The 16,245-nt window shown below is 60.3% G+C and carries 19 protein-coding genes; 6 read left to right on the top strand and 13 right to left on the bottom strand.

The window, feature by feature from the left end; genetic code table 11:
- Positions 1-105: 105 nt before the first annotated feature.
- From BSU04_RS18415 to BSU04_RS18400, 4 genes are all read right to left on the bottom strand, one after another.
- Positions 106-1,542, bottom strand: coding sequence for a peptide synthetase (locus tag BSU04_RS18415; protein ID WP_089161952.1), 1,437 nt, complete (start codon positions 1,540-1,542; stop codon positions 106-108).
- Positions 1,539-2,405, bottom strand: coding sequence for a thioesterase II family protein (locus tag BSU04_RS18410; protein ID WP_089161951.1), 867 nt, complete (start codon positions 2,403-2,405; stop codon positions 1,539-1,541). Before BSU04_RS18410 ends, BSU04_RS18415 begins: the two co-directional genes overlap by 4 nt.
- A gap of 12 nt (positions 2,406-2,417) precedes the next feature.
- On the bottom strand, positions 2,418-2,666 hold the full coding sequence (locus BSU04_RS18405; protein ID WP_089161950.1) for an MbtH family protein: 249 nt from the start codon (positions 2,664-2,666) through the stop codon (positions 2,418-2,420).
- A 90-nt stretch (positions 2,667-2,756) separates the two neighbouring features.
- Positions 2,757-3,386 (bottom strand): 4'-phosphopantetheinyl transferase family protein, encoded by a 630-nt coding sequence (locus tag BSU04_RS18400; RefSeq protein ID WP_089161949.1) that lies wholly within the window; start codon positions 3,384-3,386, stop codon positions 2,757-2,759.
- Between the two features lie 137 nt (positions 3,387-3,523).
- Between BSU04_RS18400 and BSU04_RS18395 the strand changes: the two genes are divergently transcribed.
- Complete coding sequence (locus BSU04_RS18395; protein ID WP_089161948.1) at positions 3,524-4,120, top strand: nitroreductase family protein; 597 nt, start codon at positions 3,524-3,526, stop codon at positions 4,118-4,120.
- 3 nt (positions 4,121-4,123) lie between these two features.
- Complete coding sequence (locus BSU04_RS18390; protein WP_089161947.1) at positions 4,124-4,990, top strand: hypothetical protein; 867 nt, start codon at positions 4,124-4,126, stop codon at positions 4,988-4,990.
- 35 nt (positions 4,991-5,025) lie between these two features.
- Here BSU04_RS18390 and BSU04_RS18385 read toward each other — a convergent pair whose 3' ends face one another.
- Both BSU04_RS18385 and BSU04_RS18380 read right to left on the bottom strand, forming a co-directional pair.
- Positions 5,026-5,280 carry a hypothetical protein gene (locus tag BSU04_RS18385; protein WP_089161946.1) on the bottom strand — a complete coding sequence of 85 codons (255 nt, stop codon included), beginning with the start codon at positions 5,278-5,280 and terminating at the stop codon, positions 5,026-5,028.
- Positions 5,281-5,498: 218 nt separating this feature from the next.
- A complete protein-coding gene (locus BSU04_RS18380) occupies positions 5,499-6,512 on the bottom strand; it encodes a YrzE family protein (RefSeq protein ID WP_256982988.1) in 1,014 nt (337 codons plus the stop codon).
- A gap of 217 nt (positions 6,513-6,729) precedes the next feature.
- On the opposite strand from BSU04_RS18380, the gene BSU04_RS18375 reads away from it, so the two are divergent.
- Both BSU04_RS18375 and BSU04_RS18370 read left to right on the top strand, forming a co-directional pair.
- On the top strand, positions 6,730-8,313 hold the full coding sequence (locus tag BSU04_RS18375) for a helix-turn-helix transcriptional regulator (RefSeq protein ID WP_089161945.1): 1,584 nt from the start codon (positions 6,730-6,732) through the stop codon (positions 8,311-8,313).
- 257 nt (positions 8,314-8,570) lie between these two features.
- Positions 8,571-8,753, top strand: coding sequence for a CsbD family protein (locus BSU04_RS18370; RefSeq protein WP_089161944.1), 183 nt, complete (start codon positions 8,571-8,573; stop codon positions 8,751-8,753).
- A 72-nt stretch (positions 8,754-8,825) separates the two neighbouring features.
- Here the strand turns inward: BSU04_RS18370 and BSU04_RS18365 are convergent, their stop codons facing one another.
- The 4 genes from BSU04_RS18365 to osmF are packed head-to-tail and all read right to left on the bottom strand — an operon-like array spanning position 8,826 to position 12,614.
- Positions 8,826-9,575: an ABC transporter permease gene (locus BSU04_RS18365; RefSeq protein ID WP_089161943.1), complete on the bottom strand. Its 750-nt coding sequence runs from the start codon at positions 9,573-9,575 to the stop codon at positions 8,826-8,828.
- Entirely contained in the window at positions 9,572-10,510 is a 939-nt protein-coding gene (locus BSU04_RS18360) for an ABC transporter ATP-binding protein (RefSeq protein ID WP_089161942.1), read from the bottom strand. The genes BSU04_RS18365 and BSU04_RS18360 overlap by 4 nt, the downstream gene beginning before the upstream one ends.
- A gap of 11 nt (positions 10,511-10,521) precedes the next feature.
- On the bottom strand, positions 10,522-11,742 hold the full coding sequence (locus BSU04_RS18355) for an ABC transporter permease (protein WP_089161941.1): 1,221 nt from the start codon (positions 11,740-11,742) through the stop codon (positions 10,522-10,524).
- Positions 11,739-12,614 carry a glycine betaine ABC transporter substrate-binding protein OsmF gene (gene osmF / locus BSU04_RS18350; RefSeq protein WP_256983009.1) on the bottom strand — a complete coding sequence of 292 codons (876 nt, stop codon included), beginning with the start codon at positions 12,612-12,614 and terminating at the stop codon, positions 11,739-11,741. Before osmF ends, BSU04_RS18355 begins: the two co-directional genes overlap by 4 nt.
- A 601-nt stretch (positions 12,615-13,215) precedes the next feature.
- Here osmF and BSU04_RS18345 point away from each other — a divergent pair.
- Both BSU04_RS18345 and BSU04_RS18340 read left to right on the top strand, forming a co-directional pair.
- Positions 13,216-13,632: a MarR family winged helix-turn-helix transcriptional regulator gene (locus tag BSU04_RS18345; protein WP_089161939.1), complete on the top strand. Its 417-nt coding sequence runs from the start codon at positions 13,216-13,218 to the stop codon at positions 13,630-13,632.
- Positions 13,633-13,691: 59 nt separating this feature from the next.
- A complete protein-coding gene (locus tag BSU04_RS18340; protein ID WP_089161938.1) occupies positions 13,692-13,961 on the top strand; it encodes a hypothetical protein in 270 nt (89 codons plus the stop codon).
- 57 nt (positions 13,962-14,018) lie between these two features.
- Here BSU04_RS18340 and BSU04_RS18335 read toward each other — a convergent pair whose 3' ends face one another.
- The 3 genes from BSU04_RS18335 to BSU04_RS18325 all read right to left on the bottom strand — a co-directional run bounded on the left by BSU04_RS18335 (position 14,019) and on the right by BSU04_RS18325 (position 15,806).
- A complete protein-coding gene (locus BSU04_RS18335) occupies positions 14,019-14,453 on the bottom strand; it encodes a tautomerase family protein (RefSeq protein ID WP_089161937.1) in 435 nt (144 codons plus the stop codon).
- Positions 14,454-14,690: 237 nt separating this feature from the next.
- Positions 14,691-15,122 carry a MarR family winged helix-turn-helix transcriptional regulator gene (locus BSU04_RS18330; RefSeq protein WP_089161936.1) on the bottom strand — a complete coding sequence of 144 codons (432 nt, stop codon included), beginning with the start codon at positions 15,120-15,122 and terminating at the stop codon, positions 14,691-14,693.
- A gap of 381 nt (positions 15,123-15,503) precedes the next feature.
- Entirely contained in the window at positions 15,504-15,806 is a 303-nt protein-coding gene (locus BSU04_RS18325) for an H-NS histone family protein (RefSeq protein ID WP_089162003.1), read from the bottom strand.
- Positions 15,807-16,245 lie beyond the last annotated feature (439 nt).

Genomic DNA, 16,245 nt, shown 5'->3' with positions numbered 1-16,245 from the left:
GGGCACTTGCCATATCCGTGTTTTTCGTGGGGAGAACCGGCGCCTTCGAGAGAGGCGCCTGGACAGCGAAGCGCAACGCACTCCGCTTGATGCTGGCCAGCGCGGCTAGTGTGCCGCTGGCGCCTTCGCGTCCAGCTCGGCGACCAGTGCCCGCACCCAGTCGTCCGGGATGATCGGCTGGTGGTACGTGCACTCACCCGATACCACCGTCGAGCCATGCAGGCGACCGTCAGGAATCAGGACCATGTCGCCTTGATGCATCTTGAGCTGCATGCCGACGTTGCCCCAGAACAGCATGTCGCCTTCCTGAATCGTGACAAGCCGATGGTCGTTATGCACATGCGTCGTCGAACACATTTCATGCGGCTCGATAAACGTCTCGCGGTCAATGTCAGGGCACTCGACATCTATCCGCTTGCTGATGCGGCGCGCGAACTCACAGTATTGAGGGATCGCACCAAGCCATTGCAATTGCTCGCCCAGATCCCAACGGCCGCGTTCCGCCAGACGCTCACCCGCTGCCGCACCCGACACGCATTGCTCGAACGCGGCATCGCCATAGCGATCCGCCACGGTTTGCAGCGCGGTGGCGAAACGCGCGACCAATGCAGCCTTGCGCGCCCCGGCTTCGCCGGGGCGCCGGCCCGCGGGCTGCAGCCAGGCGCACGCGCGCTCGAGTGCAAGACCGAAAGCCAGCCACTCGGCCTCGGCCGCGAACACCGCGCCAGTCAGCGCAAATGCGCGATCCGGACGCCGGGCGAGCGCATACAGCAGATTGGTTTTCGCCATGCTCGTCGGCAGATAGAACTGCCAGTACGCATGCTGCTGGCGTGTCACGCCGCAAGTAGCGGCCACACGTTGCAGCAAGGCGTCGTCGGGGAGGTCGCCTTCGAGCGTCGGCCACGCGTCCTGCGGCAACGCGTCGAAGTAACCATTCGCCGCCGCCCGCGCCACCGCGCGCCGCTTCGACGGCGCGAGCGCCCAACGCTGGACCATGATGAAGCGCAAGCCCTCTTCCAGATAGTCATTGCGCATCAGGCGCGCAAACGTTGTATCCCAGAACGTGCTTTCATCGTCGATGATGCGTGCAAGCCGCGCGCTCGCAGCCGCCACGCTTTCCCCTGCCGGCGACGCATTACTCAGGTACGTGAACGCATACGCTTCGAGGAACGGCGTGAGTTGTGCACCCAGCGTCCTGACGTCGTCACGATAAAACTCGGTGAAACGCTGCCAGTCCGCCGCTTCGCCGCTGCGCGGCATGCGTGCAGCCTCCAGCTCGTAGATCGACAGCAGCGTGCGGTTCGACGCCAGCGACGGAAGCCGGCTGACATTGTCGGCGCGCACTGGCTTCATGAACTTGAGGAATTCGAAATCTTCCGGACGCAACGGCCGGCGATGATAGTCGTCGTCGAGCAGTAATTCATCGACGGTGGCACTGCGAAACGGATGCGCGGCCGCGAACTGCCTGATCAGCGCCACGAACGCTTCGCTTCGTCCGGCAAAGGGCTCGAAGTCGAACAGCGCAGGATAAGAAAACGTCATGAATGGAAACTCCTTGGACCGGCCGCGCCGGCGGAATCAGTGGACGCAGTGCGGGAAACTGCGCTTGGGGCACCAGTGGCAACGGCGCGCAAGTGTGCGATGCCGGCATGAGGAAGCGGATGCGCGACGGCGGTGTGTTCCGGGACGGGCGTTAAAGCTGCCGCCAGCGAAGCCACGACCGCATCGATCAGTTCGGCGCGCGCCGTATCGATGAAAAAATGGCCGCCGTCGAACACTCGCTGAGTGAAACGCCCCGACGTCTCGTGCATCCACGCCGACAGGTTCTCCGGTTGTTCGGACAACGTATCGTCTCGACCGCCGAGCGCCAGCAAAGGACAGGCGAGCGAAACACGCACTGCGTTGCCGGTACGAACGTATGTCGCGCACAGATGGAAGTCGGCGCGTAGCACGGGCAGCGCAAGATCGAGGAATCCACGATCGCCGAGCAGTTCTTCGGGCGTTGCGCGAAGACGCCTCAGTTCATCGATCATCGCTTCGTCGGTGCAATCGAGCCAGGTTGCGTCGAGCGTCCGGCAGGCCGGCGCCGCGCACGCTGCCGCACCAAACCACACGGGCATGAGGCCATGGGTGCGATGCAACCAGTGCGCCAGTTCGAGACCGGTCAGCGCGCCCATGCTGTAGCCGAAGATAGCGAAAGGTCCGTCGATCGCCCGCAAGGCTGCGCGTCCCAGTGCGTCCGCCACGTCCGGCCAGCGATACAGCGCAGGCTGCGCGCGTTTCGCACCGTGGCCGGGAAGGTCGAGGGCGTGAACGCGTATCCACGATGGCAGCAACGCGCCCCACTCCCGATAAACCGCCGCGCTTGCGCCGGCGAACGGCAGACAGATCAGCGTGACGTTCATCCGCGACCTGTCTCAGCCCGCTTTGGCGCTAGCATCGGCCGCCGCATTCGCTGCTGCATCGGCTGCCATCGCCTGACGCAGGCTGAGCGGGCGCATATCGGTCCACACTGCGTCGATATACGCGAGGCATTCGTCCTTCTTGCCGGTCTTGCCCACAGCAGTCCATCCTGCGGGGAGCGCCTTGTAGTCCGGCCAAATTGAATACTGTTCCTCGTGGTTCATCACAACGTTGTAGGTCGTGTTTTCGTCGCCCCAGCTCATCGAAAGCTCCTTAATGCGAATGAGAATGACTATTATTACAGTTTAATTCATTTGATGCAAAGATCGCTTGTCAGCGCTGGGGCAACAGGCTCAGATGCCGAATGCCAGCGCGCCCAGATAGCCGTCCAACTCATTCAGGAAAGCGAAACGCAACGCCGTCGGGGCTTGCGCGCAGGTCACATCGATTGATTTCAGCCCCTCGCCAATGCCCGCGCCAGTCGCTTTCAACAGCGCCTCTTTCGCAGTCCAGCAGCGATAAAACGCTCGCACGGTCCCGATCCGCCGCGCCTCTTCGGGCGCGCAGACCAGGTCGAGCAACGCGCGCCAGTCGAGAGCCGGATCAATCGACTCGATATCCACACCCACCGTTCTGAGCGCTGACAAAGCGATCAAAACGCGCTCGCCCGAGTGCGATACGTTGAACGACAACCCGGGATGCGCAACCAGCGACGGCCGCCCGTATTTGCCCACCTCGAACTGCAGTTGCGCCGGATCGCAGCCGAGATGCGCGCCGAGAATCCCCCGCAGGACCGAGCGGGCAACGGCGAAACGCACCCGGTCCGCATGCTGCGCGTAGCGTGTCATCCGCTCGATCTCGCTTGCGGCAAGGTAGCGGCCTGCGCCCGCCGTATCGGCGTCCACGCTCAACTCCACACGCCATAACTCGACGTCAGCGGGCCAGCGCCCGGCTGTCGGAATCGGGATCGGCGCGGGGGTCATCGACGGAAAATCTCAAAAATTATGAACAGGACCGAAGCATAGGCATCTACCCTGACAAAATCAAGTTATTGAGAATCATTTGCAATACGGCGAGTTTTTCGCGATCATGGATGCCTTGAGAAAGCCTGGACCACTCCATGGAAACGATGAATCCCGGCGTCAATGCCGACGCCCTGAACGTGCTGATGACACGCCAGTCGCACTGGCCGCTAGCCGAACCCGCGCCCGACGATTCCCAGCTTCAACAGATTTTCGATGCCGCCTTGCGCGCCCCCGACCACGGCGCGTTGCGGCCGTGGCGCTTTGTACTGATTCGCGGCGACGCGCGGCTGAAACTCGGCGAATTGCTGGTCGATCTCTCCTGCGCCCGGGCTCCCGGAGAGCCGCGTTCGGCGCATGAGCATCGTGGGCGCCGCGCGCTCGCGGCGCCCGTTGTGATAGCGCTTGTGGTGTCGCTGACACGCGAGACGAAGGTCCCGGAGCTCGAGCAGGTGCTGTGCGTTGGGGCGGCGGCCATGAACATGCTGAACGCGATTCATGCGCTCGGTTTTGGTGGTTTCTGGGCGACCGGACCGGATAGTTACGAGCCGCACATGCATCGCGCGCTTGGGTTGACCGAGCGTGATCGTTTGCTTGGATTCTTGTTTGTCGGCACGCCGCCCGACGGCGTGCGCGCGGTGGAGCGCCCCGCAAGCGGACGCTACGTGACCGAATGGCTCGAAGCCTGCGCCTGAGCGGTGGCCGACAGAATTAGTGCGAAAGGAACGGCGACATCAACGCCATTTCCGTTCGAGCAGACATCGACGCAAAGATCTCGGCGGGATTTTATCGATACCCTCGATGCGACGATCCAGCCTCCTGTCTACGAAACGCAGCCGCAATTCCTGCCGCTTCGCATGAACGAAACGCTTTCGCTCAAGCCGTGCACGCCGGCACCGGGCGAGATCCTTGTGTTCCGGTTCCGCAGTCAATGGCAACGCGTGAGTGCACACGATTCGGCGCAGTGGCTGACTCAGGATGAAACTCGGCGCGCGGCCTTGTTGCCGAGCCCTGCGCTACGGTACCGGTATATATCGAGCCGCGCGGTGTTGCGCCTGGCTGTGGCCCGGATGCTCGGATGCGAGCCCGATGCGGTTGATCTGCGTGACGACGCCAAGGGTCGGATGTTCGCGCAAGACGCCACAGGGGACGCCATTTTATGCGCCGATATAGCGTATGCCGGTGTCTGGATCATGCTTGGCATCAGCGCCAGTCATCTGGGTTTGGGAACGTCGCTGCCTTCGTACAAGATGGCATCCGATGACGAACCATCGCCGCCAAGCCGCGTATCGAGCCAGATCTCACCGCCATCGGATAGTTTGCTCTTTAGCAAGCAACGAGCGCGCGACAACAGTTTGCTTAGTGCCGCCGGACATCGCTCGGCTATCGATCATTCGGCCCTTGCGCCAAGCGAGCCCGCCCCAGCTTTGGCTAGCGCGTCCAGGGGCGAGTCCTGGTATGTCTTTGACTTGCCTATGCCTGGACAACTCTGCGCTTCGGTGTGCAGTTCAACGCCGCTAAGTACCATTCTCGCTTTCGGGTGGAGCAAGCGTAACGACGCTTAGCCTTTGATGCATGCCCTTGCGTGCCTTGGCGGTGCTTAAGTGCCCGATGGACGGGCAGCCGCTTGCTGAGCGTGCTGGCGTGCCAACGCGTCTTCCTTGGCTTTCTCGCTCGCCATATGGTGACCCGCGATGCACCCCCCGGCTGCGCCAAGCACTGCATGGCCTTTGCCGACATAGTGCCCAGCCACGCCGCCCACGACAGCGCCCTTCATGCATCCTGCAGCCTGAACCTGAGCGGCGAAGCTCGCTGCTGAAAGCGCGACGGCCAGCATTGCAAATTGCATTTTCATTGAATACCTCATTGTTTATCAGGGCGATCCTTAATGTTCCTAAGGTCATTAAGGGACGCCCGGGTTCTCTTGGCCAGGCAACTTTGTAAGCTCACCGTTAGCGCCATGCATCGGCGCTTCGGCAATAGGGCTTAACGCGCATGACACATGGGATGCAAATGCTTCATCTGTGCGCCACGCTAATCAATGGGGTCGACGACCACGCATTTCAAGCCCGCTTAAAGCACCGCCGGCCGTGAGCGCAAGCCCAACCATCCCGCCACACTCGCAACCACCGCGCCGACCAAGAGAATCAAGACCGATCCCCACGCCGCCTTCGATACCCCTCGCGCCGCGGATGCCGCCGCCTCACGCGCCTGCTGCTCCGCCTGCGTTTTCAGTTGCTGATACTTCGCGAGCGCTGCGTCATAGGTTTGCGCGTAGTTATCGACGATCGACTGCGCTTGTTCGTGCGACTTTCCGGTACGCGCCGCCACGATGTTCACCAGCGCATCCTTGTCCGCTGAATCGAGCGCGGGCTGAGCCTTTGCCTTGACGCGCGCAAACCATTGCGAGAGATCGTCGCTGCCGTTTTGCGGCGTCGTGCCCGCTTGTTGTGCCGTTTGAGTCGCGTCGCTGGCAGCGCTTTGCGCCGTCGCTTTCAGTTGCGAGGGCTGCAAAGCGGTCTTGCCCGAATCACGCAGCAGGCCGTTCAATTGATCCTGCAAGCTGGTCCAGTTGAAGTCGATGCCGCTTTGCTGAAGCTGGCCCTTCACCCCCGACGCAAGATCAGGCGCGGCGGCAGCTACCCCGCGGCCGACCATCGACAAACCGCCGCCCACCACGTTAGCGGCAGCGCCCGTCACGCTGGACGCGAACGAAGCGAGCAACCAGGTGGTTGCGACCGTCACGACCGACCACGTCAGCAAGCCGTGCAAAACGCCTTGGCGGGGAGCCGTGCGACCGCTGACAAATGCACCCACGAAAATGGAGATCAACGTCGTCACCGCGAGCCATATGCCAACGCCGGTTCCCGCGCCGGACAACGGATTCTTGTCACCGATGGGATCGACAGCCGAGGCGCCGATCGCCGTGCCAAGCACGGTTAGAAAGAGATAAACGACGAGCGCGAGGAAAAAGCCGGCTATCACGGCGCCCCACGAGATGCTCCAGGGAAGACGAAAGCTCACGCGTTCCACGTGCTCGGCGCGATCGATGTCGCTGCTTCGATTGCTTGGATAAGGGGTATTCATGTCGCTCCAGTATTTCCGATGTTTCGATGGTTGAACAAAAGCTGCGGACCGCAGGCGGACCGGCTTGATGGAAGTCTAGGAGCGCGCATGGCGCAACACATGATGCAGTTGCACCATTGCACCTAGTGCATTAGCTACTGGCACGCCGGACGGATTCAGGCGATTCTTCGTTCGTGCAAGCTTCCTACGCGTGCGCTCACGCGCGCGAACCAAAAAAATGACCGTAACGAACCACGCCGCATTGCAGGACGATTCACCTACACGCTCGCAAACCGACCCGACCGAGATCGCCGACGACAAGGTGCTCCGTGCCCAGACCGACCGCCGCCAGTTGCAGCAGATCATCACGGGCCTGACCGAGGGCGTGATCCTGATCGAACCGGACCAGACCATTCTCTGGGCCAATCAGGCCGCCCTCGATATGCACGGCGTCACGGAAGTGGCGGAACTTGGCGCAAACGTGACCGAATACCGCGAGCGCTTTCGCCTGCGTTACCGGAACAATCACCCGCTTCAGGCGGGCACCTACCCGATCGAGCGAGTGGTCGCGGGCGAATGTTTCAGCGACGTGATCGTGGAGGTTTATCCCGCTCACGACGAAGAGACGAACTGGGTGCATCGTGTGCGCAGCCTGGTGCTGACCAATGCGCAAGACGAACCGGACTGTCTGGCGCTGATCCTTCACGACGCCAGCGAATGGGCCAGCGCCGAGAAGCGCTTCGAGAAGACTTTCAATGCCAATCCGGCGCCGGCCGTGATCTGCCGGCTGAGCGATCAGCGCTACATCAAGGTCAATCAGGGTTTCCTCGAGATGACCGGTTATGTCCGCGAGAACGTGATCGGCCGCTCGGTGTATGAGCTCGATGTCTTCGAGAATGCGGACCGGCGCGACCTTGCCATCGAGCGTCTGGGCGAGGGTGCAACCATCCCTCAAATGGAGGCCGTGCTGCGCCTGCCCGAGGGCGGCACGAAGTTCGTGGTGGTGGCGGGGCAGCCTATCGATATCGGCGAAGAAGGCTGCATGCTGTTCACCTTCATGGACCTGGAGCCGCGCAAGAAGGCTGAGAACGCACTGCGCCAAAGCGAAGAGCGCTTCGAGAAGTCGTTTCGCATGACGCCTGTGCCAACTGCGCTATTCACCGCCGATAGTTACCTCACGCTCGACCTGAACGACGCGTTCACTGCCACCACGGGTTACTCGCAGGAGGAACTGATGGGCAAGCCTATCGATGAGGCGGGCCTGTGGGTTGGCGATGCACGCAAGCGAATCAGCGCGTTGTTGATCGAGTCCGGCAGCCTTCGCAACGTCGAGTTCCAGATTCGGATGCAGACCGGCGAAGTGCTCGATTGCCTGGTGTCGGCGGAAGTGGTGGGTATTCACGGCCAGGATTGCGTGCTGGTGGCCTTGCAGGATATTACCGAGCGCAAACGCTCCGAGATGGAGTTGGTGAGCGCGGTCGAGACGGTGATGCAGGATGCGTCGTGGTTCAGCCAGACGTTGATTGAAAAACTGGTGAACGTACGGCGCGCCAATGCACCCGACGCGGGCGCTCATCTTGCGGATCTGACCGCGCGGGAACGCGATGTTTTCGCGTGCTTGTGCCGCGGCCTCGCGGACAAGGAGATTGCAAAGGATCTGGGGCTGGCGCCGAATACCGTACGCAACCATGTCTCCACCATCTACGCGAAGCTCGATGTGCACAGCCGCAGCGAGGCGATTGTGTGGGCGCAGTCGCGCGGGCATTTCGGACTGACGCCGTCCAAAGCGCCGCAGAAGAAGTTGCGCAAAACCGCGGACTAAGCGCCACGTATTGCCGGTACCGGGAACGGATTGTGCTCACTGACTCCGGCGCTTGGAAGGTTCTGTATGTTTTGCCCGTCATCTACGGCGCGGCGGCACTTCAAATGCACCAGGCGGACTGATGCATTTGCGACTGTCAGCAATTGAACTGAATGGGCACAATGAAAGCGTTCGTCGGGTTGAAGGTAGTCGAAGTAAATCATCGCTCGACGTACGTCTAGCACGTTGATAACGCAAGTTCTCTAAAGGAAAACGTCATGGATAAGAATCGGGTTGAAGGTGCAGCCAAGCAAGTGACAGGCTCCGTCAAGGAAGCGATCGGCAAGGTCACAGGCAACAAGACGACGCAGGCTGAAGGCGCAGCCGAAAAGGTCGCGGGGAAGGTCCAGTCGAAGGTCGGTGAGGCAGCCGACGCCGTGCGCGATAAATTCAAGAAGTAACTGGAAAATCCGCACGATGAAGGCCGACCTGAACCGGTCGGCTTTTTTTGCCTGGCGTTTAGGTAAGGAGCCTCATTGCACGGCCCCGTCCACCACATGCCTTGAGGCCAACCGCCCGGCGATGCCCATTGCGTCATAGATCAGAACGGCGAGCAATCCAACAATAACGCCGCCTTGCAGGATAAACGCCGTATTCGAGGTCTGCAAGCCGGCAATGATGACATCGCCCAGCCCCTTCGCCGCCACGGTCGACCCGATAGTTGCTGTCCCCAGGTTGATCACCACGGAAAGGCGCAGGCCCGCGAGAATCACCGGCAGCGCAAGCGGCAGTTCGACAGCAAGCAACTGCCGCGTCGCGCTCATGCCCATGCCTCGCGCCGCATCGATAGTCGCGGACGGAATCTCCTTCAGACCCGTGATGGTGCTCTCGAAGATCGGTAGGAGACCGTACAGAATCAGCGCGACCAGGGTCGGCTTCACACCAAACCCGACCACGGGCACCGCAAGGGCCAGCACGACCACCGGGGGAAACGTCTGCCCGATATTCACCACGCTGCGCGCGAGCGGCAGGAATTCCGCGCCCGCCTCGCGCGTGACGAAAATCCCGGCAAGCAATGCGATCACCGCACCCACCAGACTGGCGCCCGCCACGATCGCGAGATGCGCAAGCGTGAGGTCCAGCAGGCTCGCCCGGTCATAGAGGGCCGGCGCGCCGTTTTCAGCGAGCGGCGCAAGAATTGGCTGGAACACCTGCGGCTTGAACAGCAGCAAGAGCAGCACGGCAAGCGCAACGATACGCGCTATCCAGGCGGCCGATTTCATGCGGACCTCTCGGCTCGCGCCAGGATCGATGCGAGCGAAATACGGCTCTGCACCGCACCGTCCGCCGATGCGACCGGCAAGCTCTGCGCGCCACGCCAAAGCAGCTCGGACAGGGCATCGCGAAGGCTCTGCGTGCCGGCAATGGGGCTACCCTCGGCGGCGCCAGTCTCAGCGATTTCACTAACAGGAATCAGCGACAGCAGCCGGAACGGCCGGTCGACGCCTGCGACCAATCGCTCGACAAACCCCGGCGCGGGCCGCTGCAAGATCTCGGCGGGCGTAGCCGCCTGAAGCACCCGGCCACCGTCCATCACCACAATGCGGTCGCCCAGATGCAACGCCTCTTCCATATCGTGCGTAACGATCACGACCGTGATCCCCAGTCGCCGCTGAAGCGCGAGCAAGTCTTCCTGCGCCTTGGCGCGAATGATGGGATCGAGTGCGCCGAACGGCTCGTCCATCAGCAAGATTGCAGGCTCCGCCGCCAGCGCCCGCGCCACACCCACACGCTGCTGCTGTCCACCGGAAAGCTGATGAGGATATTTGTGGAGGTACGCATTGGCGTCGAGATTGAAGAGTGTCAGCAACTCGCGCACGCGCTGGTCGATCCTGGCCGCGCTCCATCCCAGCAAGCGCGGAACCGTCGCGATGTTGCGGGCCACCGTCCAATGCGGAAACAAGCCGTTACCCTGGATCACATAACCAATGCCGCGCCGCAATGCCTCGGCCGGCACGGTTGCGGTGTCGCTCCCGTCTATGCGGATCGTGCCGCTCGTGGGCGCGATCAGGCGGTTGATCATGCGCAGGAGCGTGGACTTGCCACTGCCCGACGTGCCGACAAACGCGGTGATGGTGCCGCGTTCGATGGTGAGCGAGACGTCGTCGACAGCGACGATATCGCCGAAACGCCGGCTGATTTTTTCGATTTCGATCATGCGTGGCGTCCTTAGTGGCGTCTTTTAGCGAGTTCGGTCACGGCGTTGAACACGATTGCAGCGGCGAGACCGAGCGCGATGGTTGGCACGGCACCGAGCAGCACGAGATCTGTCGCCGCTTGCCCGAGGCCCTGGAATACGAAGGTACCGAATCCGCCTCCGCCGATCAGCGCGGCCACCGTCGCCAGCCCGATGTTCTGGACCAGCACGATCCGCACACCCGTCAGGATGACAGGCAACGCAAGCGGCAGTTCAATCGCAAAGAGCCGCTGGCGCGGGGTCATGCCCATCGCCACAGCCGCTTCAACACTCTCGCGCGCAAGCTGCGCAAACCCCACCACAACGCTCGCCGCGACCGGCAGCAGCGAATAGAGGAACAACGCAATTCCCGCAGGCGCGACGCCGATACCGCGAATGCCAAGCGCATCGAGCAGCGGGAATCGGGCGGCAAGAAGTCCTAGCGGAACCATCATCAAACCGTACATCGCGATACTCGGGATAGTCTGGACAATGTTCAGCACCGGTAACGCGACGGCACGCAGCGCCGACCACTTTGCACACGCAACGCCAAGCGGCACGCCGACCAGGACTGCCGCCGCAACCGAGCCCGTGACAAGTTCGATATGGCGGGCCGCTTCGAGCCAGAAGGTATCGGCGTGATTCGCATACTCCAGCATGACCGACAGCCCGCTCCACAGTCCGCTGCTCAGAATGGCGGCAATAGCGGCCGCAGCCAGTGCAAGCGCAAGGAGATGTTGCACCGGTCCGAACGAGAGCTTGGCGATAGCGTCAGTGACCAGCACCGAGAACGCGAAGAACAAGATCCAGAAACCACCGGCGGGCGACACCCGCGCCAACGGGTTATCGGCAGTGACGAGATGCGCGGGCACAAGGCCGAGTAACAAACAGAGCGTCAGGAGCAGGACAACGCCGACCACGAACCGAAGTGCCGGGCGGCTACGCAGCAACGCGAATAACACTCCTGTGGCGAGTACCGCAAGAAACGCCCACGCCTGCCCGGCTGTGAAGATGTCGGTCAACCCGAGACCTTTGCCCGACACGATCCGGTTCGCACGAAAGGTCACGAACGGTTCGAACACCAGCGCGAGCAAAGCCAGCGCTGCAATCAGCGCACCGACCTTGTCGATACGCAAGCCGCCTGCACCGTGTGCGGTAACGGGCACAGCCCGTGTCTCCTGGACCTGTGTGTCAGCCCCTGTCCCGGCAATCATTTAACGAAACCCTTCGATTTCAGATAGCTCGCCGCTACCGTTGCGGCCGGCTCGCCGTTGACCTGAATGCGGCTGTTCAACGTCTGCAGGGTCTTCAGATCAAGGCTGGCAAATACCGGCTTCAGATAACCGGCAATTTCCGGGTGTGCTTTCAACACGCTTTCGCGAATCAGCGGCGTGGGCGCGTAGACGGGTTGCACGTCCTTGTTGTCCTCCAGCACGACCAGGCCCGCGGCCGCTATGCCGCCGTCCGTGCCGTAGACCATGGCAGCGTTGACCTTGTCGGTTTGCTCGGCGGCCGCCTTGATCGTCGCCGATGTATCACCGCCCGAGAGCACGAGAAGTTGCTCAGGTTTCAGCTTGAACGCATAGGTCTTTTCGAACGACGGCAGCGCGGCAGCGGTATTGACGAACTCAGCCGATGCCGCGAGCTTGACCTGACCGCCTGCCGACACCCACTTGCCAAAGTCTTCGAAGGTCTTGATCTTGTTGGCCTTCGCAACGGTTCCCAGCAGGCCTACGGCCCAGGTGTTGTTAGCCGGGGCGGGCGTCAGCCAGACGATCTTGTTGGCCGCGTAATCGAGCTTGGCGGCTTCCTCATAGCCTTTGGCCGCATTTTTCCAGAGCGGGTCATCAGCCTTGTTGAAGAAGAACGCGGCGTTGCCGGTGTATTCCGGATAGATGTCAATTTCACCTGTCGTGATGGCCTTGCGCACGATCGGCGTGGTCCCGAGGCCAATCTTGTCGGAGACCGCGATTCCATGCGACTTCAGCACCTGCGCAATGATGTTCCCAAGCAGATTGCCCTCAGTGTCGATCTTCGATGCCACCGTGACCGAGTCCGCTGCATAAGCGGTGGAAGCCGTGGACATGGTCAGAACGAGCGCGGCGGCGCCCCATGCCTTGATTGATTTTGCGATTCCCATGGGGATGTGATCTCAGTTGGTTTTAAAGGAAGCAATTTCTTCGCCGCATATCAGCCACTTATTCGGCCGCTTAAGCGCGGGGTCGACATTATCGACCAGTTAGCAGTGAATCGGCTGCAATAGCTGAGGAGAGTAACGGTACGCGAAACCATCACAAACCAACAAATCCCGATTTGCTAATAGGTATCGATGGAAATGCGTCTATGTCACAGAAAGTATGCGACGTGAAAAGATCCTCGCCGTAGCCCGCCAGCGCGTTCAAGTTGCACACGCCATGGAATTCCGTCCATTGCCCCACCGCCCGGCTTGCCCATGCAACAGGCGCGCTTAGCCGCTCGCAGTCCGCTCGCAGTCATTTGCATCCACTACACGCTGAGATAGCGGGTAGGCGAGCGACCGAACAACGCAGCAATGCGCATCGCCAAGTGTGAAGCGGGACTTCCCTGCTGTTCACCGGGAACGCAAAAGGTTTCCGGGGCGGCAATCCATCGGGACAACCAGTCAAAAATTAATTGCCTTGCTAACTACTTTGTGATTTAATGCGTCCATGTTCGATCACTGCCTTTACTTCAACTCGGCTGCCCTCGCCCGTCTCGTGGAGCGAGAGTGGACAACTGCGTACGCAGAATTCGGACTGACGCCGCCACAGGGATTTGTGCTTCGGGTCGTGCTTGCAACGCCCGGCTGCCTCAGCAGTCAGGTGGCCGAAATCCTTGGCATAGCGCGCCCCACCGCAACCAGGCTTATCGACAGTCTCTGCGAAAAGCAATTGGTCGAACGGCGCCAAGCCAGGGAAGATGGTCGTCAGTGGACGGTTCATGCAACTCCAGCCGGTCTGGCGCTCGATCGGCCAATCAACAATGCGAGCGCCAAAATTGCTCGGATCTTGCGAGCAAAGATCGGCCCCGAGTTATTCGAGTCGGCCGTCACGTCCATGCACGGCGTGAGGAAGGCACTCGTATAAGTCAAGCGCGTTTTTTTAAAGCCGATAGTTGTCTTGCTAATCATCATGGAGACAAGCAAATGGATAACGAGTTGCGTCAAATGGCCGTAGTTGACGAGCGCATCGGGTGGCGGTGGTCGCCGGTACGCGCCGCCAGCGCTGTAATAGCAATCCTTGGATTAGCAGCGTTGCTGGTCGCGCTTGCCTGCTCTCTTTCAAGCGGCCGTGCAAACAATGCACGTTGTCTTGAGGCGTTCGCCAACGATGAACACCGCAGTCTCGACGCTTTTTTCCAGGATCCGGCGCTGCAGGATTCGCTTGTCCAGGCGATCGAACAATGTTCGCGTTGAACGTCGCCCGATCATCGTCTTTGGCATGGAAGTGGCGCCGCGAGCATCAATCGTCTTTCAGATGCTTTGCATATAGTCGCGGTCTTCAGCGGACAGCGATGAGAGCCAGGTGTGTTCAGAACCGGGTTCCGGTAGAACGTGGCCATATTCGATCATCTGTGCCGGGGGCAGCTCCGATATATAGGCCCAGACGTATCGCTTGGCAACTTCGGTGGTTTTCGAAATCGCGTCGACAATGCCCTCAAGCAACTCACGCTTGCGCTCTGCGCTGCGACCGGCGCGAATATGTCCGTGCACGAAAATCTGCTCCGAGCGAAGCGGACTTCCACCCACGAAGTGATTGCCTTGAGGCACTTCGTTGAAAATCACCTGAGCGAAGAAAGACTGCGCACCGGTCGCCTGATTGTGAATCCGGGTGATCTCTTTCGCGATGCGTTGCTTGGCATCGGCAGAAAGGCGGCCAGTCGCAGCAGAAACAATATAGGTAGGCATATAGACCCTCCTTGAATAAGGAAACTACGCTTTCGCTATTTCAGCTATCTGTTGTACATACAACCATTATGCAGAAGATAGGCATCGATAGCGTACAGTTGTAGCTACAACTAATCCAACGAATAAGAATGTGATCAGATAGTTGTAGCTACATCTTATTGTTTGCGTGGCCGACCAGATACGCGTGTTTACCCGGCAATCGATGCGACGAACCGTCAACCGAAATCCGCACAAATGTCACTCTTCTCGCCCCACACCTTGAAGCGTTTCGAGCGCCTCCAACAGGCGCTTGCTAGCTGGCCCCTTCATGAACCTTTGAACTTCGCTTTCAACCTGCTTCTGGGCGACCTGCCAGTGAGGCTCCGCACGCCGCAGCATTTTCAAACCCTCCTTGCTCAAAGTGGCGACCTTGAAGCGGGCGTCTTCTTCGCTGCCGACCTTGACCCAGCCGGCATCGATCAGGACTTTGAGGTTTCTCGAGATGGTGGTCTTATCCAGCGCCGCTTCCACCGCGATTTCTGTGAAGGTCGCCGATCCAAGCCGCTCGAGCGCGCGCAGAAGCGAGAACTGCGTGATTTTTAATCCGATGGGCCGGAGCGCGTCGTCGTAGACGCTCGTCAAAGCGTTCGCTGAGCGACGGAATTGTGTGCAGTAGCAGTCCGTGAACATGACATTCCAGAATCGATTAGCGGCGAATAATCACAAGCCGTTGCACCAGCGCAAGTAACCACCCTCATAGCACCGGGAAAAACGTCGTTGACGCCAAATCAGATGCATATGCAACTGCTTGAGTATAGCTCGCATCTCGCGTAGTGCGTCAATACGGGAATGGAGGAAGTGCTTCGTCGATCAGAACGCGCGACGCCCGACCCGCCCGCTTATCGACATCGGGCGAAGGCGTCAATTCGTCTTCAGTGGGGCCTTACGTGTCGCTCAAGCTTTTCACCCGGACGTCGGGATTTTTTGGAATGCCGCGAGCGAGGCTTGCCCGCTTTGCGTAATCGCATGGCGCACCGCCGATGCGTCGATGCCCCACGCAACGATACCGGTTCAGGCAATTACCAGGAACTCGTCACGGTTCTTGTCGACGATCCAGTGAGGAGCCCGGCCACGTCCCGTCCAGGTCGCACCGCTCACTACGTCACGATATTTTGGTGCGCCCGTTGTCGCGGCCACCGCTGCAACCGCCTTGACTTGAGTGGTGTGTCCCATCAGTTCGGCAAGCGATATCTTATATTCGCCCATCTTTGCGACTATTTCAGCGAGGACGACTTCGGCCTGGCGCTGTCGAGCGACGTTCAATTGATCTTGAAGTGCTTCGCGTTGCGCGAGCAGTTCTTTAAGGGTGGGCATTTCCGTTTGCATTATAAAAAGTCGTTCTTTGAAGTTGTATGGATGTTCAACTGCGTATTGATCAACGAAGGTCGGCGCAGAGTGTTCGCTTTTTAATGGCTTGCGCGCCGCAAGGTCTCAGTCAGCCTGTCCGATCGGCGAACAGACCACGTCTGCCTGATTAGCGGCATTCCGGCCTGCGAACTTCGTCGGAGTCTTCGTAGCGGTGACGCCGCGAACGGCAACATGCTTTACCAGCCGGCGATTAAGGAGGGGCTGCCTGCACGCAGGGATGGTTCCCTCACGGGCCTATTCGCTGAAACAGTTACTAGTGTACGCGCATCACGACGGGTCGCATCGGAAACAGCCGCGTTGCAGGTCAATAGGACACAAATACCACGCCTAGCCCAACAGATCCAGGCATTGATATTAACGATATCTTACACGCAGGGTCAGACTC

The sequence above is a fragment of the Caballeronia sordidicola genome (assembly GCF_002220365.1).
Taxonomy (GTDB): Bacteria; Pseudomonadota; Gammaproteobacteria; order Burkholderiales; family Burkholderiaceae; genus Caballeronia; species Caballeronia sordidicola_C.
Note: the sequence above shows the minus strand (reverse complement) of the source record. Positions and strands in the feature narration are given on the sequence as shown.

Bases quoted from the DNA above. Each gene is read 5' to 3' on its own strand.
- BSU04_RS18360 (WP_089161942.1), bottom strand. From the start codon at position 10,510: ATGATCGAAATCGAAAAAATCAGCCGGCGTTTCGGCGATATCGTCGCT.
- BSU04_RS18380 (WP_256982988.1), bottom strand. From the start codon at position 6,512: ATGAATACCCCTTATCCAAGCAATCGAAGCAGCGACATCGATCGCGCC.
- BSU04_RS18375 (WP_089161945.1), top strand. From the start codon at position 6,730: ATGACCGTAACGAACCACGCCGCATTGCAGGACGATTCACCTACACGC.
- BSU04_RS18335 (WP_089161937.1), bottom strand. From the start codon at position 14,453: ATGCCTACCTATATTGTTTCTGCTGCGACTGGCCGCCTTTCTGCCGAT.
- BSU04_RS18400 (WP_089161949.1), bottom strand. From the start codon at position 3,386: ATGACCCCCGCGCCGATCCCGATTCCGACAGCCGGGCGCTGGCCCGCT.
- BSU04_RS18355 (WP_089161941.1), bottom strand. From the start codon at position 11,742: ATGATTGCCGGGACAGGGGCTGACACACAGGTCCAGGAGACACGGGCT.
- BSU04_RS18405 (WP_089161950.1), bottom strand. From the start codon at position 2,666: ATGAGCTGGGGCGACGAAAACACGACCTACAACGTTGTGATGAACCAC.
- BSU04_RS18325 (WP_089162003.1), bottom strand. From the start codon at position 15,806: ATGCCCACCCTTAAAGAACTGCTCGCGCAACGCGAAGCACTTCAAGAT.
- BSU04_RS18345 (WP_089161939.1), top strand. From the start codon at position 13,216: ATGTTCGATCACTGCCTTTACTTCAACTCGGCTGCCCTCGCCCGTCTC.
- BSU04_RS18395 (WP_089161948.1), top strand. From the start codon at position 3,524: ATGGAAACGATGAATCCCGGCGTCAATGCCGACGCCCTGAACGTGCTG.
- BSU04_RS18410 (WP_089161951.1), bottom strand. From the start codon at position 2,405: ATGAACGTCACGCTGATCTGTCTGCCGTTCGCCGGCGCAAGCGCGGCG.
- BSU04_RS18340 (WP_089161938.1), top strand. From the start codon at position 13,692: ATGGATAACGAGTTGCGTCAAATGGCCGTAGTTGACGAGCGCATCGGG.
- BSU04_RS18330 (WP_089161936.1), bottom strand. From the start codon at position 15,122: ATGTTCACGGACTGCTACTGCACACAATTCCGTCGCTCAGCGAACGCT.
- BSU04_RS18415 (WP_089161952.1), bottom strand. From the start codon at position 1,542: ATGACGTTTTCTTATCCTGCGCTGTTCGACTTCGAGCCCTTTGCCGGA.
- osmF (WP_256983009.1), bottom strand. From the start codon at position 12,614: ATGTCCACGGCTTCCACCGCTTATGCAGCGGACTCGGTCACGGTGGCA.
- BSU04_RS18365 (WP_089161943.1), bottom strand. From the start codon at position 9,575: ATGAAATCGGCCGCCTGGATAGCGCGTATCGTTGCGCTTGCCGTGCTG.
- BSU04_RS18370 (WP_089161944.1), top strand. From the start codon at position 8,571: ATGGATAAGAATCGGGTTGAAGGTGCAGCCAAGCAAGTGACAGGCTCC.
- BSU04_RS18385 (WP_089161946.1), bottom strand. From the start codon at position 5,280: ATGAAAATGCAATTTGCAATGCTGGCCGTCGCGCTTTCAGCAGCGAGC.